At 65.4% G+C, this 24,317-nt stretch carries 22 protein-coding genes; 10 read left to right on the top strand and 12 right to left on the bottom strand.

Annotation, left to right across the window (positions count from 1 at the left end; genetic code table 11):
* The first annotated feature begins 177 nt into the window (after positions 1–177).
* From QFZ30_RS03005 to QFZ30_RS02985, 5 genes are all read left to right on the top strand, one after another.
* On the top strand, positions 178–639 hold the full coding sequence (locus QFZ30_RS03005) for a hotdog fold thioesterase (protein ID WP_307073341.1): 462 nt from the start codon (positions 178–180) through the stop codon (positions 637–639).
* Between the two features lie 6 nt (positions 640–645).
* Positions 646–2,040 carry a phenylacetate--CoA ligase PaaK gene (gene paaK / locus QFZ30_RS03000; RefSeq protein WP_307073339.1) on the top strand — a complete coding sequence of 465 codons (1,395 nt, stop codon included), beginning with the start codon at positions 646–648 and terminating at the stop codon, positions 2,038–2,040.
* Positions 2,041–2,099: 59 nt separating this feature from the next.
* On the top strand, positions 2,100–2,705 hold the full coding sequence (locus QFZ30_RS02995) for a TetR/AcrR family transcriptional regulator (RefSeq protein WP_307080015.1): 606 nt from the start codon (positions 2,100–2,102) through the stop codon (positions 2,703–2,705).
* 101 nt (positions 2,706–2,806) lie between these two features.
* Positions 2,807–3,934: a S1C family serine protease gene (locus QFZ30_RS02990; RefSeq protein ID WP_307073337.1), complete on the top strand. Its 1,128-nt coding sequence runs from the start codon at positions 2,807–2,809 to the stop codon at positions 3,932–3,934.
* Between the two features lie 30 nt (positions 3,935–3,964).
* Positions 3,965–4,201, top strand: coding sequence for a hypothetical protein (locus tag QFZ30_RS02985; protein WP_307073335.1), 237 nt, complete (start codon positions 3,965–3,967; stop codon positions 4,199–4,201).
* 70 nt (positions 4,202–4,271) lie between these two features.
* Here QFZ30_RS02985 and QFZ30_RS02980 read toward each other — a convergent pair whose 3' ends face one another.
* Positions 4,272–4,679 carry a VOC family protein gene (locus tag QFZ30_RS02980; protein ID WP_307073333.1) on the bottom strand — a complete coding sequence of 136 codons (408 nt, stop codon included), beginning with the start codon at positions 4,677–4,679 and terminating at the stop codon, positions 4,272–4,274.
* Positions 4,680–4,960: 281 nt separating this feature from the next.
* A complete protein-coding gene (paaZ, locus tag QFZ30_RS02975) occupies positions 4,961–7,069 on the bottom strand; it encodes a phenylacetic acid degradation bifunctional protein PaaZ (RefSeq protein ID WP_307073329.1) in 2,109 nt (702 codons plus the stop codon).
* A gap of 136 nt (positions 7,070–7,205) precedes the next feature.
* On the opposite strand from paaZ, the gene QFZ30_RS02970 reads away from it, so the two are divergent.
* Entirely contained in the window at positions 7,206–7,646 is a 441-nt protein-coding gene (locus QFZ30_RS02970; protein ID WP_307073327.1) for a PaaI family thioesterase, read from the top strand.
* Here the strand turns inward: QFZ30_RS02970 and QFZ30_RS02965 are convergent.
* Together QFZ30_RS02965 and QFZ30_RS02960 are read right to left on the bottom strand one after the other, a co-directional pair.
* Positions 7,643–10,534: a trypsin-like serine protease gene (locus QFZ30_RS02965; protein ID WP_307073325.1), complete on the bottom strand. Its 2,892-nt coding sequence runs from the start codon at positions 10,532–10,534 to the stop codon at positions 7,643–7,645. The two genes, QFZ30_RS02970 and QFZ30_RS02965, sit on opposite strands and share 4 nt — an antisense overlap.
* Before the next feature lie 10 nt (positions 10,535–10,544).
* Complete coding sequence (locus tag QFZ30_RS02960) at positions 10,545–11,261, bottom strand: tyrosine-protein phosphatase (RefSeq protein ID WP_307073323.1); 717 nt, start codon at positions 11,259–11,261, stop codon at positions 10,545–10,547.
* Positions 11,262–11,424: 163 nt separating this feature from the next.
* On the opposite strand from QFZ30_RS02960, the gene QFZ30_RS02955 reads away from it, so the two are divergent.
* The 3 genes from QFZ30_RS02955 (at position 11,425) to QFZ30_RS02945 (ending at position 16,135) form a co-directional block, all read left to right on the top strand.
* Positions 11,425–12,309, top strand: a complete 885-nt coding sequence (locus QFZ30_RS02955) for an SGNH/GDSL hydrolase family protein (RefSeq protein ID WP_307073322.1) — start codon at positions 11,425–11,427, stop codon at positions 12,307–12,309.
* Positions 12,310–12,370: 61 nt separating this feature from the next.
* On the top strand, positions 12,371–12,646 hold the full coding sequence (locus QFZ30_RS21925) for a hypothetical protein (protein ID WP_373462806.1): 276 nt from the start codon (positions 12,371–12,373) through the stop codon (positions 12,644–12,646).
* Positions 12,647–13,363: 717 nt separating this feature from the next.
* The gene (locus tag QFZ30_RS02945; RefSeq protein ID WP_307073320.1) at positions 13,364–16,135 is read left to right on the top strand and encodes a galactose oxidase-like domain-containing protein; all 2,772 of its coding nucleotides are present in this window, start codon (positions 13,364–13,366) and stop codon (positions 16,133–16,135) included.
* Between the two features lie 17 nt (positions 16,136–16,152).
* On the opposite strand, the gene QFZ30_RS02940 is transcribed toward QFZ30_RS02945, so the two are convergent.
* From QFZ30_RS02940 to QFZ30_RS02915, 6 genes are all read right to left on the bottom strand, one after another.
* The gene (locus QFZ30_RS02940; protein ID WP_307073318.1) at positions 16,153–16,761 is read right to left on the bottom strand and encodes a GNAT family N-acetyltransferase; all 609 of its coding nucleotides are present in this window, start codon (positions 16,759–16,761) and stop codon (positions 16,153–16,155) included.
* Between the two features lie 9 nt (positions 16,762–16,770).
* On the bottom strand, positions 16,771–17,631 hold the full coding sequence (locus QFZ30_RS02935) for a 3-hydroxyacyl-CoA dehydrogenase family protein (RefSeq protein WP_307073316.1): 861 nt from the start codon (positions 17,629–17,631) through the stop codon (positions 16,771–16,773).
* Positions 17,632–17,633: 2 nt separating this feature from the next.
* Positions 17,634–18,452 carry an enoyl-CoA hydratase/isomerase family protein gene (locus QFZ30_RS02930; protein ID WP_307073314.1) on the bottom strand — a complete coding sequence of 273 codons (819 nt, stop codon included), beginning with the start codon at positions 18,450–18,452 and terminating at the stop codon, positions 17,634–17,636.
* Positions 18,452–19,663, bottom strand: a complete 1,212-nt coding sequence (locus QFZ30_RS02925) for a thiolase family protein (RefSeq protein ID WP_307073313.1) — start codon at positions 19,661–19,663, stop codon at positions 18,452–18,454. The genes QFZ30_RS02930 and QFZ30_RS02925 overlap by 1 nt, the downstream gene beginning before the upstream one ends.
* A 131-nt stretch (positions 19,664–19,794) precedes the next feature.
* The gene (locus tag QFZ30_RS02920; RefSeq protein ID WP_307073311.1) at positions 19,795–20,457 is read right to left on the bottom strand and encodes a pentapeptide repeat-containing protein; all 663 of its coding nucleotides are present in this window, start codon (positions 20,455–20,457) and stop codon (positions 19,795–19,797) included.
* Positions 20,457–20,915 (bottom strand): SRPBCC family protein, encoded by a 459-nt coding sequence (locus QFZ30_RS02915; protein ID WP_307073309.1) that lies wholly within the window; start codon positions 20,913–20,915, stop codon positions 20,457–20,459. The genes QFZ30_RS02920 and QFZ30_RS02915 overlap by 1 nt, the downstream gene beginning before the upstream one ends.
* Before the next feature lie 133 nt (positions 20,916–21,048).
* Between QFZ30_RS02915 and QFZ30_RS02910 the strand changes: the two genes are divergently transcribed.
* Positions 21,049–21,225 carry a CsbD family protein gene (locus tag QFZ30_RS02910; RefSeq protein ID WP_307073306.1) on the top strand — a complete coding sequence of 59 codons (177 nt, stop codon included), beginning with the start codon at positions 21,049–21,051 and terminating at the stop codon, positions 21,223–21,225.
* A 188-nt stretch (positions 21,226–21,413) separates the two neighbouring features.
* Here the strand turns inward: QFZ30_RS02910 and QFZ30_RS02905 are convergent, their stop codons facing one another.
* Both QFZ30_RS02905 and QFZ30_RS02900 read right to left on the bottom strand, forming a co-directional pair.
* The gene (locus QFZ30_RS02905; protein ID WP_444875967.1) at positions 21,414–22,484 is read right to left on the bottom strand and encodes a DNA polymerase IV; all 1,071 of its coding nucleotides are present in this window, start codon (positions 22,482–22,484) and stop codon (positions 21,414–21,416) included.
* Positions 22,485–22,754: 270 nt separating this feature from the next.
* Complete coding sequence (locus QFZ30_RS02900; protein WP_307073304.1) at positions 22,755–24,215, bottom strand: amino acid permease; 1,461 nt, start codon at positions 24,213–24,215, stop codon at positions 22,755–22,757.
* Positions 24,216–24,317: the final 102 nt, after the last annotated feature.

Genomic DNA, 24,317 nt, shown 5'->3' with positions numbered 1-24,317 from the left:
ACATTCCTGGCCAAGCATTCCGTTCTTCCCCGTTTCAGAACCACCGTGATCGGCAAGCTAGCACCGTGCGTTGGACTGGTCTATCGGTTCTCGAAACGCCGTCCGACACTTGACACCGACCCCCTCCATGGGATTACCTAATGAACATTCGGTAAATAAAGCTGGAGGCAATGACGCATGGCTGAATCAATAGTGTCCGGGGCCACCCACGCGATCCTGGAAAACGACTATGCCTCCGAATGGATGGGCATCCAGGTCCTGGCCATCAGCGACGGCCATGCCACCATTCGCATGAAACTCCGCCAGGAAATGCTCAACGGTTTCGGCATGGCACACGGCGGAATGATCTTCGCCTTCGCCGATTCCGCCTTCGCGCTGGCCTGCAACCCGGCCCACCCTGCCCCCGACGAGGCAGACAGCATCACTGTTGCCGCCGGCGTCGACATTAACTTCCTCAAGCCTGCCTACCGTGGTCAGGTGATCACCGCCGTCGCGGACCGCCGCTCCAGCGCCGGGCGCAGCGGACTGTACGATATCCAGATTTTCGCCGCCGACGCCGACGCGCAGCCTGATTCCGAAAAGCCAGGCGAACTCATCGCTGAGTTCCGCGGACGCAGCCGCACCATCCCCAAGAAGTAGGAAACCATGACGCTTCACGTCCCCGAAACCCCCGCAACTCCGGCCGCCCCGGTGCCCGGCGACGCCGTGCTGGACTCCCCTGTCCTGGACTCACCTGTCCTGGACCGGGAGGAAACCATCTCCCGCGACGAGCTGGAAGCCCTCCAGCTCAGCCGCCTGCAGCATACGGTGGCCTACGCCTACGACCGCGTGCCGCTGTACAAGCGCAAGTTCGACGACGCCGGCATCCACCCCACGGACCTGCGCGACCTCTCGGACCTGGGCAACTTTCCGTTCACCACCAAGGAAGACCTGCGCGCCGAATACCCGTTCGGCATGTTCGCGGTCCCGCAGAGCGACGTAGCCCGCGTCCACGCAAGCTCCGGCACCACCGGCCGGCCCACCGTCGTCGGGTACACCAAGCAGGACCTGGCCGACTGGGCCAAACTGGTGGCCCGCTGCCTCCGCGCGTCCGGCGTCCGGCCGGGGATGAAGGTCCACAACGCCTACGGCTATGGCCTGTTCACCGGCGGCCTGGGCGCCCACGCCGGCGCCGAAGCGCTGGGCTGCACCGTGATCCCCATGTCCGGCGGGCAGACTGAACGCCAGATCCAGCTCATCCAGGACTTCGAGCCGGACGCCATCCTGTGCACCCCCACATACCTGCTGACCATCGCCGATGCCATGGCGCACATGGGCATCGACCCCACGTCCACGTCCCTGAAGTTTGCCGTGCTGGGCGCCGAGCCGTGGACGCAGGAGATGCGGCACGAACTCGAAGTGACCATGAACATCAAGGCGTGTGACATCTACGGCCTGTCCGAAGTGATGGGCCCCGGCGTTGCCGGCGAGGCGGTGGAGACGCAGGACGGCAGCCACATCTGGGAGGACCACTTCCGTCCCGAAATCATCGATGCCTTCAACCCCGTAGTGGGCAAGGAGAATGTGCTGCCCGACGGCGAACACGGCGAACTCGTGTTCACCTCACTCACCAAGGAAGCGCTGCCCATCATCCGCTACCGCACCAAGGACCTCACCCGCCTGCTCCCCGGCACCGCCCGCCCCGCGCACCGCCGGATGGGCCGCATCACCGGCCGCAGCGACGACATGATCATCCTCCGCGGCGTGAACCTTTTCCCGTCCCAGATCGAGGAAATCGCGCTGCGCATCCCAGAGCTCAGCCCGCACTTCCAGCTGGAACTCACCCGCCCCGAAGGGCAACGGATGGACCAGCTGACGGTCAGGATCGAACGCCGGGACAACGTGACACCGGAGCAGAGTTCGACGGCGGCCCGCGCCCTGAAGGAACAGATCAAGATCCACGTGGGTTCTTCGTGCGCCGTGGACGTGGTGGAGCCCGGCTCGCTGGAGCGATCCAACGGCAAGCTGCGCCGGATCTACGACCTGCGCCCCAAGGGGTAGCCTGCGCCGGCTGACCGACCGTTCATGAGAAACTAGCCACTATGCCCCGTACCAGCGAGATGCCCAGTACTGCAGCACCCACCAAACGCGGCCGCCCCGGTTATGACCAGCAGTCGGTGCTGCTGATCGCCGTCGACGTCTTCAACCGGCATGGCTACGACGCCACGTCCATGGGGATCCTGGCTGAGAACCTGGGCATCTCCAAGTCCGCCATCTACCACCATGTGCCGTCCAAAGGCGACCTCCTCAAGCTTGCCCTGGACCACGCCCTGGGCGGCCTGGAGGCCATCCTGGAGGAGCCGGAGGCCACCTCAGGGGCGGCTGACGCCCGGCTGGAGTTTGTCCTCCGCCGGACGGTGGCGGTCCTGGTGGAGCGGCTCCCGTTTGTCACGCTGCTCCTGAGGCTTCGCGGGAACACCGACATCGAACGGAATGCCTTGGAACGGCGACGCGCGTTCGACCATAAGGTGGCGGGGCTGATTTCGGCGGCCCGCGATGAGGGCTCCCTGCGCCAGGACATTGACCCCCGCACCGTGACCCGGCTGCTGTTCGGCACCATCAACTCGATCGTGGAATGGTACAAACCGGGCGGTTCCCTCTCTCCGGAAAGGCTGGCCGACGACGTTATCACCATGGCGTTCGACGGGCTGCACGCGCAGCCTTAGGGGCCCGATTTAGGGGTGTTTTAGGGTAGTTTTGGCAGTGGCGGCTTCCCATCTGCGGGGCTACGGTAGAGGAAAGCCAGCATCCGCCAAAGGTTGTGTCGATGGGCCCGTCCGCCAGTTCCGTCCACCACCGCACTGGGTGGCACGCGGCCGCGGCCAGCGCCTTCCTGCTTATTGCAGCGTTGTGTTTGGGCGCGTGTACCGCGCCGGCCCCTGCACCGTCGCCGAGTGGCCCGCCCGCTTCCCCTGCCACCGGCGGCAACGCCTCGGCGAGCGCTGGCGCCGATAATCCTGTGCCGGAGAGCCCCGCCCCGGACCTGGCCGGAGGGATTCCGCAGATCGTGGAAAACCTGGCACCGTCCGTGGTCACCATCTTTACCGACGGCGGCCTGGGCAGCGGTGTGGTGTATTCCGAAGATGGACTGATCCTCACGAACGAGCATGTGGTCAGCGGTGCAACCCAGGTGGAAGTGGGCTTCGCCGACGGCCAGAGGGTGGCCGGGACCGTGAGGGCGACGGATGCCGTGACGGACCTTGCCCTGATCCAGGCCAACCGCACAGGCCTGCCGAAGCCCACATACCAAGCCACACTGCCCAAAGTGGGCGAAGGCGCCATTGTGCTGGGCTCTCCCCTGGGCTTTGAAAACACTGCCACCGCGGGCATCATCTCCGGCCTTCACCGGTCAATTCCGGACTCGGCTTCCACCAGCCTGTCCCTGGTGGACCTGATCCAGACCGATGCGCCCATCAGTCCCGGCAACTCCGGCGGCGCCGTGATCAACATGCGCGGCGAGGTGGTGGGCATCAGCGAGGCCTACATTCCTCCCCAGGCGGGTGCGGTGGCCCTGGGCTTCGCCATCCCGGCGGCGACAGCTGTGGAAGTGGCTGAGGAGCTTCTGGCAGACGGCACGGCCGAGCATGCCTATCTCGGTCTGACTCCGGGCGAACTGACTCCGCAGATTGGCGAGCAGCTGGGCATCAGCGTCAGCGCCGGCGTCGTCGTTTTGTCCGTCGACGAAGCCGGCCCAGCCGGGCAAGCCGGTATCCGCCCGGGCGACGTTCTGGAATCCATGGAAGGGGTAGAGCTGAACAGCCCCGAAAAGCTCCTGGCCGAACTCAGGAACCGCAACCCTGGCGACAATGTTGGATTCAAGATGAAACGGGAGGACCAGAGCCTGGACGTCAAGGTTGAACTCATTGAACGGCCCGCAAGCAACACCACCAGATAAGTCAGTGCTACCAGAGAGGACGGTTACGTCATGAACCAGCCCAACGATGAAGCAGACCCGGGATTCATCGTCCCTGACCCTTCAGCCTTCCGGGAGGGTGCTCCCGGAGACGCAGGCGATGAAGCCAGCGAGATCACCTTCAGCGAAGAACAGGCGCTGATCGAGGAGCAGGTCAACGGCATCCTGCCGGACACCTACAACGTCCCGCCCGGCGGGCCCACTATGGACAGCAGCGACGACGGGCTGCATGGCGGCGCGAACACCTGACGCCTCGGAAAGGTGCGTCCCGGGGAACCGGGCCGCACCTTTCTTGTGGTCTTGCGGGTTTACCGGCGCGTCAGAGCTGGTACTCAGCCTGCGTGCCCAGGCTCTCGTGGACACAGAGGATGTTGTGTTCCGTATCCATGAACCACGCGCACTTCTCGGAGTCCGTGGTACAGATGTGGTTCTCCGTCCTGAGATTTGGCAGATCGTAATCCTGGAACCGGACGCCTTTGGCCTCCATGTCCCGGACGGTCCGTTCGATGTCAGTCACCTCAAAGCTCAGGGCGGTGTGCTCGGAGTGTTTACCGTCCGAGACAGGCATCAGCTGCAGCATCGGGCCGCCGGCGTCGCCGAATAATTCGCTTCCATCATCTGTCATTCCCCGGTGCGGGAGCCCCAAGGCGTCCGTGTAAAAGCTGCGGGCGCGCGCTGCATCATCGACTGGCAGGATGGTAGTGGCTGTCTTCATAACTAGTGTCATTTGGCCACCTCCTACGGAGCAAATTTTACGCCCCGGCAGACAGGAACTACCCTACCTAGGCCCTACCTAATTCCTTCCCACCGCGTCCTCCCTCACTTCCTGCCGCCGCACGCCAAACGCTCTCTCACTTCCTGCGGCCCTTTCCCGAACCCTCTCTCACTTCCTGCAGCCCTTTCCCGAACCCTCTCTCACAGGGTGCAAGAGGGTTCAGGGAAACCCGATGAAACGTGAGAGAGCGTCTGTGAAAAACGGGCAGGAAGTGAGAGAGCGTCGGGTGGGGGTTACTTCTCCACGAGGGTGAGGACGTCGTAGGTGGCCACGATTTCGTCGTTCTGGTTGGTCAGCACGGCGTCCCAGGACACTTCGCCGTATTCGTCGGTCTCGCGCGGGATGATCTTCTTGGCGGTGAGGGTTACGCGGATGGAGTCGCCGGCGGCCACGGGGGTGATGAAGCGCAGGTTCTCCAGCCCATAGTTGGCCAGGACCGGGCCGGGTGCAGGCTCCACGAAGAGCCCCGCACCCCAGGCCAGCAGCAGGTAGCCATGGGCCACGATGCCCGGGAAGAACGGGTTGGCTTCCGCGGCCTCCGGGTTGGTGTGGGCGTAGAAGGTGTCGCCGGTGGAGTTGGCGAACGCGGTGATGTCCTCCAGCGTCACCTGGCGCAACCCCGACCTGACGGCGTCGCCGATCCGCAGCGTTTCCAGCGATTTCCGGAACGGGTGCATGCCCTCGGTGTCGGCGGTGAAGTTCCGGTCCGCACCGGCGTGCCAGACCCCCGTGACCGCAGTGAGCATGTTGGGCGAACCCTGGATGGCGGTGCGCTGCATGTGGTGCATCACCGACCGGATGCCGCCCAGTTCCTCGCCGCCGCCGGCCCGGCCGGGACCACCGTGGACCAGGTGCGGGACCGGCGAGCCGTGGCCGGTGGAGCTGCGGGCGTCCTCGCGGTTGAGCATGAGGACGCGGCCGTGATGGGCAGCGATGCCCGTCACCAGTTCGCGCGCGACAGACGGATCGTTGGTGCACACCGAAGCCACGAGCGATCCGCCGCCGCGCGCCGCGAGGCGGACGGCGTCGGCAAGGTCCTTGTAGCCGATGACTGAGGACACTGGGCCGAAGGCCTCCAGCGAGTGGATCGCCTCCGCCTCCGGATCATCCCAGCTGAGCACCACAGGCGACATAAAGGCGCCGCGCCTCACCACGCCGGTGGCTCCATCAGCAGAGGTGACCGACGGCGAATCGAGCGTGCCGTACGCAAGCTCACCGCCGGCGTCGAGCATTAACTGCACGGCGGCGCGGACGTCGGCGAGTTGCCCGACGGACGCAAGCGCACCCATGGTGACGCCCTCGGCACGCGGATCACCTAGGACCACGCGCTCATCCACGCGCTTGCCGATGGCGGCAATTACGGCCTGCACCAGCTCCTGCGGCACGATGGTCCGGCGGATGGACGTGCACTTCTGGCCTGCCTTGACTGTCATCTCGGTGACCACTGACTTGATGAACGCGTCGAACTCAGGCGTTCCCTCCACCGCGTCCGGGCCCAGGATGGCCGCGTTCAGGGAGTCCGTTTCCGAAGTGAACCGGACACCGCCCTGCATGACGTTGGGGTGCGATTTCAGGGACTGTGCCGTGGACGCGGAGCCGGTGAAGGCCACCAGGTCGCGGTAGTCCAGGACGTCCAGGAGGCCGCGGACCGAACCGGAAATCAGCTGGAGCGAGCCCTTGGGCAGGATGTTGGATTCGATGATCGCCTTGACCACTGCGGCGGCCACATAGCCGGTAGGGGTGGCGGGCTTGACGATGGTGGGGACCCCGGCGATGAAGGCGGGGGCAAGCTTTTCCAGCATGCCCCACACCGGGAAGTTGAACGCGTTGATCTGCACGGCCACACCAGGGATGCGTGTGTAGATGTGTTCCCCGGCGAAGGAACCGTCCTTCGACAGCACCTCCATGGGGCCGTCCACCACAACCTGCGAGTTGGGCAGCTCGCGCCGGCCCTTGGAGCCGAAGGTGAAGAGGACGCCGATGCCGCCGTCGATGTCGACCATCGAGTCGATCTTGGTGGCGCCGGTCTGTGCCGAGAAAGTGTAGAAGTGCTCGCGCCGGGCGTTCAGGTACAACGCCAGCTCCTTGAGCTTGAGGGCACGCTGGTGGAACGTCAGCTTGCCCAGTTCCTCCTGCCCGGTGGTCCTGCCGTAATCCACGACGGCGGCCAGGTCCAGGCCGTCCGTGCTCACCTTGGCCAGGATTTCACCGGTGCTCGCATCGCGCACCGGGACGGCGGAAGCCGCAGAGCCGGCGTCGGGCGTCCACCAGGAGTCCTGAACGAAACTGGGGACTGTCTCTACGGTGTCGACTGTGGCTTCGGCTGCTGCGGTGGTGGTCATCGTTGACGGGTCCTTCCAACAGGGGGCAAACAAGGACAGCCAGATCATTACTGACCGTCCGTTCGGTAATATGACTACAGTACATGAATGTCCCGTGCTGCACACTAGAAGTTCAGCTACACCACAAGGAGAGCCCATGACCGCCGAGCCCAGGGACGCAGCGTCCACCGGAGCGCAGAACGCCGCACTGTGGAAGATCACGCTGGGTGAACTCGACGAGAAGATGGGGGTGAAAATCGTGGAGGAGTCCGTGCAGCGCGTGGTGGCCACGATGCCGGTGGAGGGCAACAGGCAGTCGTTCGGGCTGCTGCACGGGGGCGCTTCCCTGGCGGTGGGCGAGGCCGTGGGTTCGTGGGCCGCCGTCATCCACGCCAGCACGCTGGGCAAGACCGCGGTGGGTGTGGACGTTTCGGCCACGCATCACCGCTCCGCCCGCGAAGGCCAGATCATCATCACGGCCACGCCCATCTACCTGGGCGGCACCCTCACCACCCACGAGGTCCTGATCACCAACGACGGCGGGGAGCGGCTCTGCACCCTTCGGATCACCAATCTGCTGCTGGACCGGCCGGACTAGGTTTCTTGCTTTGGGGCGCGCCTCTTCCGCCGCCTGACCATCACCATCAGTAAACCCCCGACGGCGATCGCACCCGCCGCGACCCCGGCTGCCGTCATGATTCCGCTTACGCCAGTATTGGCGAGGTAGGCCGCCGGCGGCCCGACGGCGGTGAGGTCACCGGCCGGAGCCAGCGCACCGTTTGCGGCAGGCACGGCGGCAGGCGGCGCCTGAGCTGGCACGACGACTGCCAACGGCGGAGCATCAATGGCGAACGTGATGGCGGCCGGGGCTGAAGTGACGCCTTCGACAGCCTGCGTGACTGAGACCGTATGCGTGCCAAGGGCCAATTCTGCCGGAAATGGCACGCTCCATCCACCGCCGGCCACCAGGACTAGCGGCGCAAAAGTGGACGCCACGGACCTTGACCCGACTCCGCCACCAACCGGTGCGCCGTCCAGGGGAACCCCATCAATGGACACCGTCACCTCTGCGCCATTAACCCCGCTTCCGGAAATGGTTGACGGAAGGGCGTCCTGCCGGAGGTGCTGTCCGTCGGAGATGCTGGATACGGCAGGGGCTGGCGGGGTTACGGTAAACGTTCCGGTTGCCGGCTGGCTGTCTGCAAGGTCGGCGTATGACACAACAGCTGTCACTTTCACCTTCCCGAAAGCTGCCGGGCCGGTCAGGGGAACCGACCATTGGCCGTCCGCGCCGACGGTACCTGAGCCCGCGACGTCGCCGGACAGAGTAACGGTGGCCCCGGGCGTTCCCGTTCCCGAAAGGCTCTTCAACTCCGGCAACGGGTTGCTGGCCGGCGTCGTGATGGTAGGAGCAGAAAGGGATGACGGAGTGACGAGGGCGGACAGGGACACGCCGCCAGAGCGGCTGAAGCCGTTGACGGTTTCCGCCGAGAATGCGAATGTCCCGGGTGCCTCAGGCGCCTTGAAGGACCAGTTTCCTCCGGCGTCCACGGGCACCTCGAGTGGCTGATGGCCAGCAACGGTGATGCGGACTTTCGAATTAGCGGCCACGGCAGAGGCCGGGGCAGCGGGGACACGACCCGTGATGTTCGTCCCTGCCGGTAACGTGAGGTTTGCCGGTGCGACGAGTTCGGGTTTGTTGAGGAAGAGTTCCAGCTGATAGCCGGGAAGAACGGCCAGGGCGTCATCCAGCGTCGCGGCGATGGCGAAGTTCCTGATGACGTTGCCGTTTGCGTCTGGAACGTCCCCGGCGCTGTGGATCCCCACCGCGTAGTTTCCGCTGAGCCACGGGCCGCCCGAATCGCCGCCGCTGGACTGCACGGCGAATGACAGGAAGCCCGTGAAGGCCCTCAGGTCCGCCGGATCCGCTGAGCGCCCCTGCACCACGTAGATGCCTACCTCATCGATGGTCCCGCAGGACCACGCCGACGAACGGCCGGACCGGCAGACCGGTTGCCCCACAACAGGCGCTGCCGCGCCGATGATTTTCACGTCCGGACCGGCCAGCGACGGATCGTTCCAGGTGCTGGCAGCGGGCTCCGGGTCCAGGCCCGCCCGGATCGACCCGATCACGGCCACGTCAGTCCCCACGTTCCCCGGATTTGCCGGATCCGGCGGGTTCCCTGTATTCCCGGGGCCAATAGCCGAGTTGCCGGGTCCGCCGAACTGGCTGAACCCGAAGGTCCCCAACAGGCCGGCCGGGTTCCACTGGGGAAATTCCAGCGTGGCCTGCTGCGCGGCGCCGTCGCTGGAGCAGTGTCCGGCCGTCAGAACGGACGGGAGGCCCGCGGGGTCGAACGCCGAAAATCCAGTTGAGCAGATTTCCCCGGTGTCCGCGAAGTACCCCTGCCCGCCCACGACGTCCGCTTCCGGCGCGAGCTCCGCACCGTCGTCGAGCACCACGTTCGCGTAGCGGGCCACAAACTCCGCGGCGGAGATCCTGCCGGCGGCGTCAGAGGGGGTTGCGTCACTGGTGGTTGCGTCAGTGACGGTTCCGTTGCTGGTGGTGGCGTTGCTGCCTGTCGAATCCGGCGGCGTTGCTTCGGGGGCATTGACGCCGCCTGCCCTGATGACGAACCGGCCGCCCGAATAGGCCACCGCCTGAAGGCCGGCGGGCCCAACCTCACGGAGGTAAGCCTGATAGAGCTGCTGAGTGCTGCGGGCCAGTTCCTTGCCGCTTGCGGGGACGGATGGTACTAAGCTTTCGGCAGCTTCGGCGCCTGTTTCAGCGTCAGCTGGGGGTGCCTCCAGTTCAACGGCCGGGACCGTGCTGCTAAGCTCGCCCACCCTGGCCTCCAGCTCGGGCCCGCTGCCGGTGACCAGGATCCGGCCGCCTTGAAGGCGTGTTCCAATGTACCCGGGGACGTCGCGGAGTCCCGCCGACGCATCGGCCGCCTGCTTGCCCAGCTCACCCGCTGCCGCGAATTCTTCGGGAGTGAGGCCGAGGTCGTTCAGGACGGCCTCCGCGAAGCCGCCCTCTGAGAGGCCAAAACCGCTGAGGCCTGGACCGCGGACTCCGGCACCAGCCGCCGTCGGCTCTTCCGTTGCTGCGGGCGGCGGAATGGAAGACGCCGGAACAGCCGAGGCAGGCACAGCGGCCAGCGCCGATACGAGCGCCACACCCGCGGCCGCTCCCAGCGCGAGAATCCGCTTCAGGCCGGCATCCGGAACTTTCCTTCTACTCATCAGCTCTGCCCCTCCCCTAACGAAGGCCGCTGCCACCGCGGCCAAACAGAAGACTGCTCCGGCGATCATCAGGAAGACCTGTCCCGGCAGCCACTCGCCATGGACGGTGCCATCCCCCAGCCCGAAGTTCTCATCCGTGCGGCCGATGTCCGAGTCGATGACAGCCCAGAGCGGGCCGGCGACAAGCATCGCCACTCCGGCTGCCGCCAGAGCTGCCGCAAGATACCGTGCGGTTTTCACAGTGCCATTTTCACAGGGCCACCCGGCTGCCCAGCATGGACAGGATAGCGGCCAGCTCAGCTTCTGTCAGGCCGTGCCGCAGCAGGAAATCCCGGGTGTCCAGATCCCGAACGAACTCCACGACAGTCCTGCCCCGCCGCTCCAGCAGTGGCGTCAGTTCCGATTCCTCAAGGCAGCGTTCCCGTGCATGCGGCGGTCCGTGGGTGCGGTGGCGCTCGTTGATGCCCCGTGCGGCACGTTCGTAGCCCCTGGCAATGAGCTGGTCGGAGTCGCCGGCAAGGTCCTGCAGCATTGCCGCCACCATGCCGCTGCGGTCACGTCCGGCCGCGCAGTGGACCACCACACCGGCGCCTGACGCTTCGGCAAGGGCGCGGAAGATGGCCACAAACCTTTCCGGGTACAGCCGGACGTTGTGCCGGTAGTGGGCGGGATCGTTGAGGTAGGGGCCGCACACGTCGGTCAGCCGCGGATCGTCGGGATCTTCTGTGGGGGCGGAGACGATCGCGACGCCGGACCAGGCCGCTTCCCCCACGACGGGGTCGGTGTCCCGGCGCCGCGCTTCATGGGAGTTACGCAGGTCGATCACGGTGCGGACGCCGTCGTCGTACGCCTGCCGCCAGCCAGCCTCGGTGAGCCACTCCCGCCGCCCCATGCGGTAGACGCCGCCGGCAACGTGCCAGGCATTCACGGCCCCGTCCCAGTTCAGGGCCCCGCGAGGTGTCTCCATCCGGACAGCTAACCACAAGCCGGGGGCGCCTGCACGTACCTAGGTAGTCGCCCGGCGAAAATTAGGGTACGCCACTGTCCGTGACCGGCGCCCGCGTTAGGCGTACCGTGGGCACATACACGCCCTCTCCACTCCGGCGGCTGATGATCTAAGGGGAAGACCAATGGCAAATGCAGTAGGACGACGGCGGCGCTTTGCGGCCGGGCTCGCCACCATGGCAATGGCACTCGGCTTTACAGCCCTCCCGGCAGATGCTGCGCCGGTTCCGGATGTCGACCTCGTGGCGGTCGGCGACTCTTACACGGCCGGGGTGGGGGCTGGGTCCTACATCACGCCTCCCCCGTGCCTGAAGACAGACGGAGGTTACGTCGACATCCTCGAAGACCTGGCCATTGTTGATGAAGTCATCAACGGGGCATGCAGCGGAGCGATCATTCCGCCTGATGCATCATGGAGCGTACCCAGCGTCATGGAGCAGATCGCGGCACTCTCCGCTTCCGAAAGACTCTCCGGCCGGACCGAACTGGTGACCTTGACCGCCGGGGCCAATGACCTTGACTTCACCACACCGTTGACGGTCTGCGCCGTGTACACGCTCGATATCTGCGCCCAGGCTGTAATGGCAGCCCGAGCCAAGCTACCCGCAATACGCGCGGACCTCGTTGAAGCGCTCACCGCAATCCACCGGGCCGCCCCGCGAGCTAGGATTGTGGTTTTTGGTTACCCGCTCCTGTTTGACCCCGAAGGCCTGCCGACAGTGCTGACCCGGGACGCGCAAGGGCTGATCAACTCAGGCACGGTAGCCCTTACCGAAGCCATCGAACAGGCTGTGGATAACGCCAACGCAGAGGCAAAGGCTAACGCGGTGTACGTCGACGTCACAGACGAGTTCGCCCGTCATGCAACCAACTCCACGGAGCCCTGGATCATCCTTGATCCGGCTGCCTTCTCTGACCCCCGGAATTTCCACCCGAATGCGGCTGGGCATGACGCGTACGCCGCAGCCCTCACAGCTGAAGTGAACCTCGCCTCGATCGCAAGGCGCTAACCACCGGCCCACCTCGCTAGCTGTATTGACCACGGACGTTAGTGACGTTCGGCGTGGGGGAATGCCACCGCCATCGTCGTCAAACGCCTCGCGGTCCGCCTACCGAAACCTGCGCCGGGAACTGGCCCTTATCGACGCCGAATTCGACGCGATCATCACCGTCCACGCAGCCATGATCGGCGACCTCCACGGCGTCGACACGCAGGTGGCCAGCCACCTGCTCGTCACCGTCGGCGACAAACCCGAACGGATCAGCAGAGAATCGAAATTCGCAGCCCTCGTCGGATCCCCGCATCCTCAGGGAAGACCATCCGCCACCGGCTCAGCCGTGCGGTGACCGGCAAGCCAACAAAGCCATCCACCAACCTCCGGCGTCTGGCCCTCCGCCCTGTCCAGGCTCGAACGCGGACTGACCCGCGACGACGAGTTCTATCAGCGCTATTCAGGCTGGCTCAAACGAGCATTGATTCCTGTAGGAGCATCAATTAACGACGTCACCGGTTGATGAGGCCCAGGCAGGACCCAGTAGCGGCATACTTCTGCGCGGCGGACCTTTCCTGGAGACGCCCCGGTCTGAACCGTCGGCCTGCATGGCGCGCCGCCGTCTTACACTGCTCCGGGTTGGACGACGAAGGCGGCAACGCTTCAGCCGGTGAGAAGCAGCTGCTCGCGTGCTCGGTGCTGTATGAGCCGCAGTTTCGCGGCTCCCGGTGGCCGAGGTTTACCCCCTCATCGGTGCCTCAGTTGATGCCGGCGCTCCGAGGGTCCGGCAGCGGCTGCTGCTCTTGCGGCCTGGAAAAGCGGATGGTGCGGCGAGTAGCCGGTGGAAAAAGGCAGGTAAGGATCAGTGACCGGCGAGTAGCTGGTGGGGCGAAGACAGGTACTGAGTACTCGGGCCCCGATGTCCTGTTGGTCCGTAGGCTTCGATCCATCACGTCTGCAATGACAGACATGGGTTGTGCGGTCCGGTGTTGGCCTGCTGTTTTGATGGGAAGCGACTATGTCTGTTGTGCGCCGTGTTCGGTCCGCCGCCGCCAGGATTCGTGTCCATGTTTTGTCCACACGCGGGCCGGTGGTGCCAGCCGGGCGGCCCGTTCGTGCGGAGAAGGGTTCGGGCGTCACGGTGCGGCTTCGCGGCAGGTTGGCCCTGGCTGCGCTGGTCACCGCAGCGATGGCGGCGTCCTGGCTGATCACGGGTTTCGTTGGGGTGGCTCCGCACGACTCCGACTCCTCGAGCGCGGCCGGATCACACAGGCACATCACCATGCTGCCGGCCGAAGCGATGGCGCCGGCTCCGCCTCCATCGCTACGGACCGGGTGGACGGTTTCGGCCAGCGACGAGGAGATTTCAGGCGAGAACGGCCAGGCCGCCAACGTTCTCGACGGGAACGCCGCCTCGTTCTGGCAGAGTAAGGGGCCCTCGCCTGCTGTCCCGCTGCCGCATACCATCACGATCGACACCAAGGAGACGCACAGTATCTCGGGGTTCCGCTATCTCCCGCGTTCTGACGTCCCGAACGGGCGGGTCGGCAGCTTCGAGATCCTGGTGAGCACCAACGGCACCACCTGGACTGCCCCGGTGGCTCGAGGGACCTGGGCCGACAGCAGTGCCGAGAAAAGTGTAACGTTCACGGCAGTATCGGCGCGCTATGTCCAGCTGCGAGCCATCACCGAAGCCGGCAACCGCGGACCTTGGAGCAGCGCTGCGGAGATCAATCTGCTCGCCCAGAGCAGCGACATGGTGATGGCTCCGCAACAGGCGAGCGGGTCGCTGGGATCCTGGGGCCCGACGATCAACTTCCCGATTGTCCCGGCCGCGGCCGCGCTGCTGCCTGGCAACAAGCTGCTGACCTGGTCTGCCTACTCCGCCACCCAAGCCGGTACTAGAAAGGGCTATACTCAGACGTCCATCTTGAACCTCACCACCGGCGCGGTGACCCAGACCCAAGTGGCCAACACCGGTCACGACATGTTCTGCCCCGGGACCTCGCTGCTGCCGGACGGGAAGATCATGATCAGCGGCGGCAGCAACAGCTCGAAAACTACCCTGTACAACCCTGGGACGAACACCTGGACCGCGGGGCCGGACATGAAGATCCCGCGCGGCTACCAGTCCAACGTGACCATCTCCACCGGCGAGGTATTCACCCTCGGCGGGTCGTGGTCCGGCGGTATCGGCAACAAGAACGGCGAGGTGTGGTCCGCCGCCGGCGGCTGGCGGACGCTGCCCAACGTGCTGTCCGACAACATCCTCACCGACGACCCCCGGGGCGAATACACCGCCGACAACCACGCGTGGTTGTTTGCCGCCCCCGGTGGCCGGGTATTCCACGCCGGTCCGAGCCGGCAGATGAATTGGATCTCCACCACGGGCAATGGCAGCATCAGCTCGGCCGGTCTGCGCTCCGACAGCCCGGATGCGATGAACGCAAACGCCGTGATGTACGACGTCGGGAAGATTCTTACCGTGGGTGGGGCCACCGCCTACAACAGAGCCCCCGGCACAGCGCGGGCGTACACGATTGACATCAACAACGGGGTGAAGGTTACCCGCACCGCAGACTTGGCCTTCGCCCGGTCGTTCGCGAACGGGGTCGCGCTGCCCGATGGCCAGGTGTTCGTCGTCGGCGGTCAGGCCACCGCCTCATCGTTTAACGACACCACCGCAAGGATGGCTCCGGAAATCTGGAACCCGGCGACCGGACAGTGGACCACGCTGGCCCCGATGGCCATCCCCCGGACGTATCACAGCGTCGCCCTGCTGCTCCCTGATGGCCGGGTATTCGCCGGCGGTGGCGGGCTGTGCGGCGACTGCACCACCAATCATCTGGACGGAGAGATTTTCACGCCGCCCTACCTGCTGAACGCAGACGGCAGCGCGCGCACCCGGCCGACGATTGTGACCGCACCGGCCACCGCCGCGGCAGGCGGCACAATTGCGGTGACCACCGGAGCGCCGGTCACGAAGTTCTCCCTGATGCGGATGAGCACGGTGACACACAGCGTGAACACCGATCAGCGGCGGATCCCGCTGACCGCAACTTCGGTATCGGGCAACACCGCGTCGCTGAAGTTGCCGGCGGATCCCGGCGTGCTGGTGCCGGGCAAGTACTTGCTCTTTGCCATGGACGGCAACGGGGTGCCCAGCGTCGCCTCGACGATCCAGATCGGTTCCCAACATCAGGCCTCGTCGGCGATAACGGCCCGGAGCTCAACCACAGCGAACGCTTCAACGGCCAACACTACGGTTGCACTGGCGGCGCCGGCTGGCAGAACGGCCGGCGACGTCCTGGTCGCCTCCTTCACGGCGGACCAGAACCCCACTGTGGCCGTCCCTGCGGGCTGGAAGACGATTGTCAACGGATTGAGCATCGCGAGTTCATCAACAGCCGGCGCGCGCGTTTTCGCCTACTACCGTGTGGTCGGAGCCTCCGACCCGGCCACCTATACCTGGACCCTGAGCCGGGCCGTGACGTGGGGCGGCGGCGTCACCGCCTACCGCGGCGTCAACAACACCACGCCGCTGGACAGCGCCGTGGCCACCGCCGTCAACGCCAGTTACACGGCCTCCAGCATCACCGTTCCGAGCATCACCACCGTAAGCAACGGCGCGATGCAGATCGGCGGCGTCGGGTTTGACAGCCCATACCCTGGAGCGTATCCACCGACCCGATGGACTGAACGCTGGGAGGCCGCAGGTGGCCAGATCGCCGAACACGCCGCCTGGACCAAGGCAACCGCCGGTGCCACCGGCACCGCCACCTGGACCTTCAGCACCGCCAAAGCCGTCGCCGCCTGGCGGACCGCCCTAAAACCAGCCAGCTAGCAGGCTCGCCAGGCGCCCTAGCGGCGCTTGGCGAGTCTGTACTCCAGCCCGGCGCGGACCATGGGCCACTCGTGCTCCAGGATGGAGAACACCACAGTGTCCCGGAGCACGCCGTCCTTGGTCCGCGAGTGGTTGCGGAGTACGCCGTCCTGCTTGGCGCCCAGCCGGGCGATGGCTTCCCGGGACTGGTGGTTGAGCCAGTGCGTCCGGAATTCCACAGCCGGGCACCCGAGCGTCTCGAAGGCATGGCGCAGGAGCAGCAGCTTGGAGTCTGCGTTGGTTCCGGTGCCATGCACAGAAGCCGCGTTCCAGGTGGAGCCGATCTCCACACGGGGCATGCCGGCGTCGATGTTCATGTAGGTGGTCATGCCGATGATCCTGCCCGGGCCGCCCGTGGCGGGATCGGTCAGGCGTGTGGTGAACGGCAGCATTGAACCCTGCTCCTGGAGGCTGAGCCGGCGGCGGATCTCCGCGGCCATCCCGTCGGGCGTGGGGACGGATGTGTACCAGAGCTTCCACAGCTCACCGTCCTGCGCGGCGGCAGCCAGGCCGTCGTGGTGGGCCGGGCTCAGGGGTTCCAGGATGACGTGCTGTCCGGCCAAAGTGATGGGTTCAATCGTGGTCACCCAGCAAGCTTACCCAGCCCAGTCGAAGAAGCCCTTTCCGGTCTTGCGTCCGAGTTCTCCGCGGGCCACTTTGTCCTTGAGGATCTGCGGCGGGGCGAACCGTTCACCCAGCGTGGAGTGCAGGTACTCGGCGATACCCAGCCGCACGTCCAGGCCCACGATGTCGGTGGTCTTCAACGGGCCGGTGGGGTGCTTGTAGCCCAGCACCATGGCTGCGTCGATGTCCTCCGCGGACGCCACGCCCTCTTCAACCATGCGCATGGCCTCCAGGGCAATGGCCACTCCCAGCCTTGAAGAAGCAAAGCCCGGGGCATCATTGACGACGACGGCGGTCTTGCCGAGTGCCTCGACCCACCTTTTCGCCGCCAGCGCCAAGTCCGGGGACGTCCGCTCGCCGAGCACTACTTCGATGAGCGTGGAGGCGGGCACCGGGTTGAAGAAGTGCAGTCCCAGGAAGTTGTTAGGCCGTTGTAGCTCACGGGCCAGGCCGTTGACGGAAAGGCTGGAGGTGTTGGAAGCGAGGTAGGCATCGCGGGCAAGGCGCTCCTCGATCCCCCGCAGTGACGTGACCTTCAGGTCCCAGTCTTCCGGGACGGCCTCGATGACCAGCCGGCGGTCCGCGAAATCGTCGTAGTCCACAGTCACGGAAAGCCGCGAAACCATCTCGTCCAGGTTGCCGTCCGTGGCTCCGCGTTCGATGCTCCTGGCAGCCGCCGATTCCACCCGTTCGCGGGCGGCCTGGGCGGATTCTTCGTCGCGCTCCACCACCAGGACGTTCGCGCCCTTGACCAGGAAGGCGTGCGCGATGCCGGCACCCATCCGGCCGCCGCCCAGCACACCCACAGTGGAAGGAAGGTTCGGGTTGCCCATGTCTACTTCTTCTCCGTTTTCTTGGCGGCGTTCTTGTCGGTGGACTTATCGGCGTCCTTGTCAGCCTTTTTATCCAGGAATGCCTGCATGCGGTCGAACTTGGCCTGGGATTCAAAGAGGATCCCCTGCGCCAGCTGGTCGATCAGCGGGTGCGCCTCGGCCGGGGCGTGGAACAAGGACTTGGTGATCCGCACAGCCAGCGGGTCCTGGCGGCCAATCCTGTCCGCGAGGTTGTGTGCAGCCTCCATGAGGACCGGTGCCTCGTGGATCTCCGTGATGAGGTTTAGCGCGAGCGCCTCCTCGGCCCGGAGTACCAGTCCTGTCAGCAGGATCTGCTTGGCCACCGGCTCCCCCACCAGTTCCTTGAGGCGCCAGCTGGCCCCGGCCGCGGCCAGGATCCCCAGCCCTGTTTCGGGATTACCGATCCGCACGCTGGGGGTGCCGATCCGGAAGTCAGCGGCATAGGCGAGCTCGGCGCCACCGCCCAGGCAGTAGCCGTCCAACGCTGCGATCACGGGCATGGGCAACTTGGCAACGCGGATAAAAATCGTGGAGTTAATGCCCTGGAGGGCGTCATCCCGTCGGCGCTCCCGTAGCTGGGCGATGTCCGCCCCTGAGGCAAACACGCCATCCACGCCGGCAAGGATGAGCATCCTGGGGTTCTGCTCCAGGGCGGCGCAGACTACGTGAAGCTCGTCCACCATCTGCTGGTCGATGGCGTTCCTGACGTCCGGGCGGTTGAGCAGCACCACCACCCGGTCCTCCCGCTCCTCAACCAGGAGAGTGCTGAAGTGTTCGTCCGCGAGGTCGGGGCCGGCCATCAGACACGCTCCAGCAACATCGCAGTGCCCTGGCCCACGCCAATGCACATGGTGGCCAGGCCAATACCGGCGTCCTCACGCTCCATCCTGCCCAGCAGCGTGATGGCGAGACGTGAGCCGCTGGAACCCAGCGGGTGGCCCAAAGCGATGGCGCCGCCGTCGTTGTTCACCATGTCCGGGTCCAGGCCCAGCCGCCGCATGCTGGCCAGCGACTGTGTGGCGAACGCTTCGTTAAGCTCGACGGCGCCCAGGTCACCGACGCTCAATCCGCTGCGCTTGAGCACCTTCTGGGTGGCCGGGACCGGGCCGATGCCCATGATTTCAGGTTCGCAGCCTGCCGAGGCGCCGTCGATGATGCGGGCGCGCGGGCTCAGGCCCAGCCTCTGGATGGCGGCCTCCGACGCGACGATGATGGCGGAGGCGCCGTCGTTGAGGGTGGAGGAATTGCCGGCTGTGACCACCGAACCGCCTGGCACCACGGGGCGGAGGTTGGCAAGGACATCCATAGTGGTGCCCGCCCGCGGGCCTTCGTCAGTATCCACTACGGTTTCGGTCTTGCGTGTCTTGACCGTCACCGGGACGATCTCATCCCGGAAGCGGCCTTCCGCGATGGCAGCGAGGGAACGCTCGTGGGAGCGGACCCCGAAGGCGTCGGCATCCTCCCGGCTGATGCTGTCCACGCGGGCCACTTCTTCTGCGGTTTCCGGCATGGAGAATGTCATCTTGCCGTCCCGGGCGAGCTCGCCTTTCTGGAACAGTGGATTGACGAACCGCCAGCCGATGGAGGTATCAAAGATCTGACCCGGCTTGGCGAACGCAGCAGCCGGCTTCTCCTGGACCCAGGGGGCGCGGCTCATGGACTCCACCCCACCGGCGATCACAAGGTCCGCGGCGCCGGACTTGATCATCTGGCTGGCCTGGATGATGGCGCTCAGCCCTGATGCGCAGAGCCGGTTGACCGTGATGCCGGGGATGTGGAGGGGAAGTCCGGCCAGGAGGGTTGCCATCCGGGCCACATTGCGGTTTTCCTCCCCCGCCCCGTTGGCGTTGCCCAGGATGACCTCGTCGATGCTGTCCGGATCCAGACCGGCGCGCGTCACCGCCTCGCGGATCACCAGCGCCGCAAGATCGTCGGGGCGCACCGAAGAGAGCGCACCGCCGTAGCGCCCCACCGGGGTACGGACACCGCCAACAAGAAAAGCCTCGACCATGAGAACATCCTTACGCAGGGAGCAGGGCCAGCGGGACCATCAGTGACCGCCCCAATTACCGACCGTTCGTTCTGTAAAGACTACACTGCGGCCGCAAGGGGATCCAAGACCCTCCCCTCCCCGGGAAAGGGCTAGAGGACGACGACGCCGAGGTGGGCCGCCAGGAGCGGGGCCAGGAGGCCGAGCTGGTAGTCGTCGATCACCACGCCTGCCAGGCTGCCCAAACCGTTGATGGTCCGGAAATCCGTGCCGCGCAGGTCGAAGTCCTTCAGCTTGGCCCCACCGAGGTCCAGGGTGCCGATGGTGCAGTTTTTCAGCGCCACCCTGGTTCCGGTGGCGGAGCCCAGGTCCAACTCGTTGATGATGCAGTCGCTGATGAGGACATCCGCAAGCTTGGATCCGCGGAGATTGAGGAAGTCCAGCTTGCCGCCGTCGATCCGGACTGACTGCCAGCCGCCTTCATAGAGTTCAGCCGATCCCAGCCTCGGACTGGTGAGGTGGACGTCCCGCCACGTGGAGCGGGCAGCGGTGAACACGGGCGCATACAGGTCGGCCAGGATGCAGTCACGGAACGTTGCGCCGCGCAGCTGTGTCTCATTGAAGGAGGCACCCTGGAACTCGCACTCGGCGAAGTCTGTGCCGCTTAACTCCAGGCCGTCGGCCGCCACGCGGCTGTACCGGACGCCGTCGTACCTCTCCCCCCGCTGGAAATCCGGCGCAGGATCTTCCCTGAGATCTTCCAGACGGACCGGCGACAGCCGGGGACCGGTAACCTTGGCGGCTTTTACCGCCACTAGTGCGATTCCGCTTTGGCCGCGATTTCCGCCAGGTCCTTGGCCAGTGCCTTGCGCGTGAAGTACATGCCGAGCTTGCCGAACAGGGCCATGGTGATCTTGCTGAGCGCCGTCGGCTTGACCACGTCGGCGCCGAACGTCAGCGTAAGGTCCGTCCCGCCGTCGCGTTCAGCCAGGCTGAACCGGGAGGTGTAGTCCGCGCCGCCCTGGAGAGCCTTGACCGTGGTGCTGTGGGGCGGATCGGCCTGCGCCACCCACATTTCCACGGTTTCCGCCCTGCCCATCATGGTGCGGGTTTCCTTCCAGCGGGTCCCTTCGCCGTATGGTCCTTCGCTGAGCATCTGCACCGAGTCGATGCCGGACAGGGTGGCCGCGGAGCCTGGAATGTCCGAGATGACGGACCAGACCCTTTCCGGCGAGGCGTGGACGTGCTGGGTGAGGCTGGTCTTGTGATCCATGGTTCGAGCCTAGCCCGGGTCCACGACAATCAACAGGAAGCAAGACTTCCCGCCACTTGAAATAGTAAGCATGCTTCGTGTTAGGGTGAAAATGCATTGTTTGACCAATCGGAAACGAAAGGCGGTTTGCACCATGGGCCTCGGAGACAAGATCAGTAACGCAGCAGAAGGCATGGGCGGCAAGGCCAAGGAAGCGGCCGGCAACGCCACTGACAACGACCGCCTGAAGGCCGAAGGCCAGAAGGACCAGGTCAAGGCTGACGCCAAAAAGGTCGGCGAAGACATCAAGGACGAATTCAAGAAGGACTAGTCCCCACGATGCTCCCCGGAGCATCCCGGACACGGCGGCAGCGGGCAAGCAGCCCAAAGCCGAACGGCGGCGGAATCCCATGGGGGATCCGCCGCCATTCGCTTTCCGCCCTCCCCCATCCGTTGCTCCGTTACGGCCCTTTTGAGGCTCTATAGCGGCAGTTACGGAGCAATCGATGGCGCGGCCCGTCACCATCCGCTGCGGGTCGGGGTATGCCCTTGTCTCGAGTCTTCGGGCATCGTCATTTCGGCCCGCAGCCCCAGGAGCCGGATGGGGCGACCCGGCTCGATCTTCGCCACAAGGTCCAAGGCGCGCGCGAGGACTTCCGCGGGGTCCGATGTCTCGGGGATCTTCCGGGCGTACGTCTTGGTCAGGAACGGGGCGTAGCGGACCTTGAGCGTCAGCCCGATCACCGGCCGCCCCTCGGCCGCCACATCTTCCAGGACGTGCGCCGCCAACTCCCTGACGGCGTCGTCAATCTGCCCGGCTTCAGTCAGGTCGCGCTGGAAGGTGGTTTCCCGGCTGTGCCCGCGTGCCACCCAGGGCGTGTCATCGACTGTCCGCGCGCCGTCGCCCCGTCCGAGCTGGGCGTACCAGGGACCCATCTTCGGGCCGAACTCGGGGACCAGGTCATCAGGATCGGACGCTGCGAGGTCAGCAACCGTCTCGATGCCGAGCGTGGCAAGGCGGCGCGACACCTTCGTTCCCACGCCCCACAGCTCGGCCGTCGGCCGGCTACCCATGACGTCAAGCCAATTCTCTTCCGTGAGCCGGAAGACGCCGGCCGGTTTGCCGAACGACGTCGCTACCTTGGCGCGGACCAGGGTGTCACCGACGCCGACACTGCAGTGCAGCCGGGTCTCCTCAAGTACGGCGTGCTGCAGTTGCCGGGCATAGGATTCCGGATCCTCCGTCTGCACACCAACAAACGCTTCATCCCAGCCGAGCACCTGAACCGTTGCATCCGGTTGCGAGCGCAGCACCGACATGACTTTTTCGGACGCAGCGAGGTAAGCCTCCTGGTCGACCGGCAGGATGACGGCGTCGGGCACTTTCCGGGCGGCGATGCGCAGCGGCATTCCGGAGCCGACGCCATACACCCTCGCTTCGTAGGACGCCGTGGACACCACCGCCCGCTCGGTCGGATCACCGCGGCCGCCAATGATCACCGCCTTGCCCGCGAGTTCGGGCCGACGGAGCACTTCGACGGCGGCGATGAACTGGTCAAGGTCCACATGCAGCACCCAGGGTTCGCTCACAAGCCCCAGTCTGCCCCCATCGATTGCTCCACAACAGCCCTGTTGAGGCGCCATAACGGCTGAGGACCCACTCCTGGGCGCACACTACCGAGGGGCCCCAATCGAGCTTGCGAGATTGGGAGGTAGCGGGGAGGGTTCCCTGGCCGAACTTGTGAGGCTAGGGGGCCGGTGGGGATCACTCGATGAATTAACGACGACGGCGGGCCGCCCCCGAAAGGGTGACCCGCCGACGTCGGACTTCTTAGGGTCCGGCCGCTGAGGCGAAAAGCCTCAGCTGTACAGGGCGCTCTTGGGCTCGTTGTTCTTGACCTTCTGCCAGCCGAGCCACAGGACCAAGGCGAAGAACGGGATGGTGGCAAGGGTCCAGAGGCCCAGGTGGAACACCTCGCCGGTCTTGCTGGTCATGGTGTCGAAGCCGATGAGCACGGTGATGGCCAGGAGTGCTACCAGGCCGGCCCAGCTGGTCCAGGTTCCGCCGGGCGCGGGCAGGGAGGAGACCTTGCCCTTTTTCTTGCGCAGGGCGATCTGGCTGGCGAAGATGGCGCCCCAGGTGAAGATCACGCCGATCGATGCGGAGTTGAGCGCCAGGTCGAAGGCATGTGAGCCGCCCAGCCAGATGTTGAGCAGGATGCCGACGAGGTAGACGGCGCCGATTGCCAGGATGGCGGCATATGGCACGTGGCTCTTGGACATCCTGGTCAGCCACTCCGGAGCGTGTCCGTTGTTGGCCATGGTCCGGAAGATCCGGCCGATCGAGTACAGGCCGGAGTTGCAGGAAGACAGCGCGGCGGTAATGACGATCATGTTCATTACGTCGCCCATCCAGCCGAGGCCCATCTGGCCGAACACTGTGACGAACGGCGAGGTGCCGGCCACGTACTGGTCCGAGGGCAGCAACATGGCCAGGAGGGTCACGGAGCCGACGTAGAACACCACGATGCGGAAAACGACGGCGCGGATCGCCTTGGGCACTTCCTTGGCGGGGTCCTGCATTTCACCGGCCGTGATGCCCACGAGTTCAATCCCGTTGTAGGCGAAGATCACGGCGTTCAGGACCAGGATCATCACCAACGCACCCTTGGGGAACATTCCGCCTTCGGCTGCGAAAAGGTTGCTGACCGAGGCGTTGCCGTCGCCCACCTGGGCGTTGGTGACCACCATGAAGGTGCCCACGGCCAGGAAGATCACGATGGCACCCACCTTAAGGCAGGAGGCCCAGAATTCGAATTCGCCGAACGCCTTGACGCTCAGGAGGTTGACGCCCACGAGCAGCAGCAGCGCTGCAATGGCGGACAGTTCAACAGGCACGTTGGGGAAGAAGAACTGGAAGTACAGCCCGATCGCGATGAGCTCGGCGATGCCGGTCATGGCCCAGTTGATGAAGTACATCCAGCCGGACAGGTACGCGCCCTTCTTGCCGAACATTTCGCCGGCGTAGCTGACGAACGAACCGGACGTCTGGCGGTACATGATGAGTTCGCCCAGTGCCCGCATCAGCAGGTAGGCGATCACGCCGGCAATGGCGTAGGAGAAGATGAGCGCCGGGCCGGTGGAGGCCAGGCGTCCTCCGGCACCCATGAAGAGGCCGACGCCGATTGCGCCGCCCATGGCAATCATGGTCACTTGGCGGCCGGTCAGGGACTTCTTGTAGCCCTCGGCGCTGAGGGTGGAGTCGACGACGGCGGATTGCGCCGCGCGGCTCTCGAGTTCTGTGGGGGTAGTTTGAGGCACAACAGTTCCTTGTGGGTTGGGGTCTGGCCGCACCGGAAACGCGGAAGATCATGGATACAAAATTCGGGCTTTCCACCGTTTGGCAGAGCGAATGTGACCCAG

The organism is Arthrobacter pascens (assembly GCF_030815585.1).
GTDB lineage: Bacteria > Actinomycetota > Actinomycetes > Actinomycetales > Micrococcaceae > Arthrobacter > Arthrobacter pascens_A.
The sequence above is the reverse complement of the archived record's forward strand: the minus strand, read 5'-3'. Positions and strand labels throughout refer to the sequence as shown.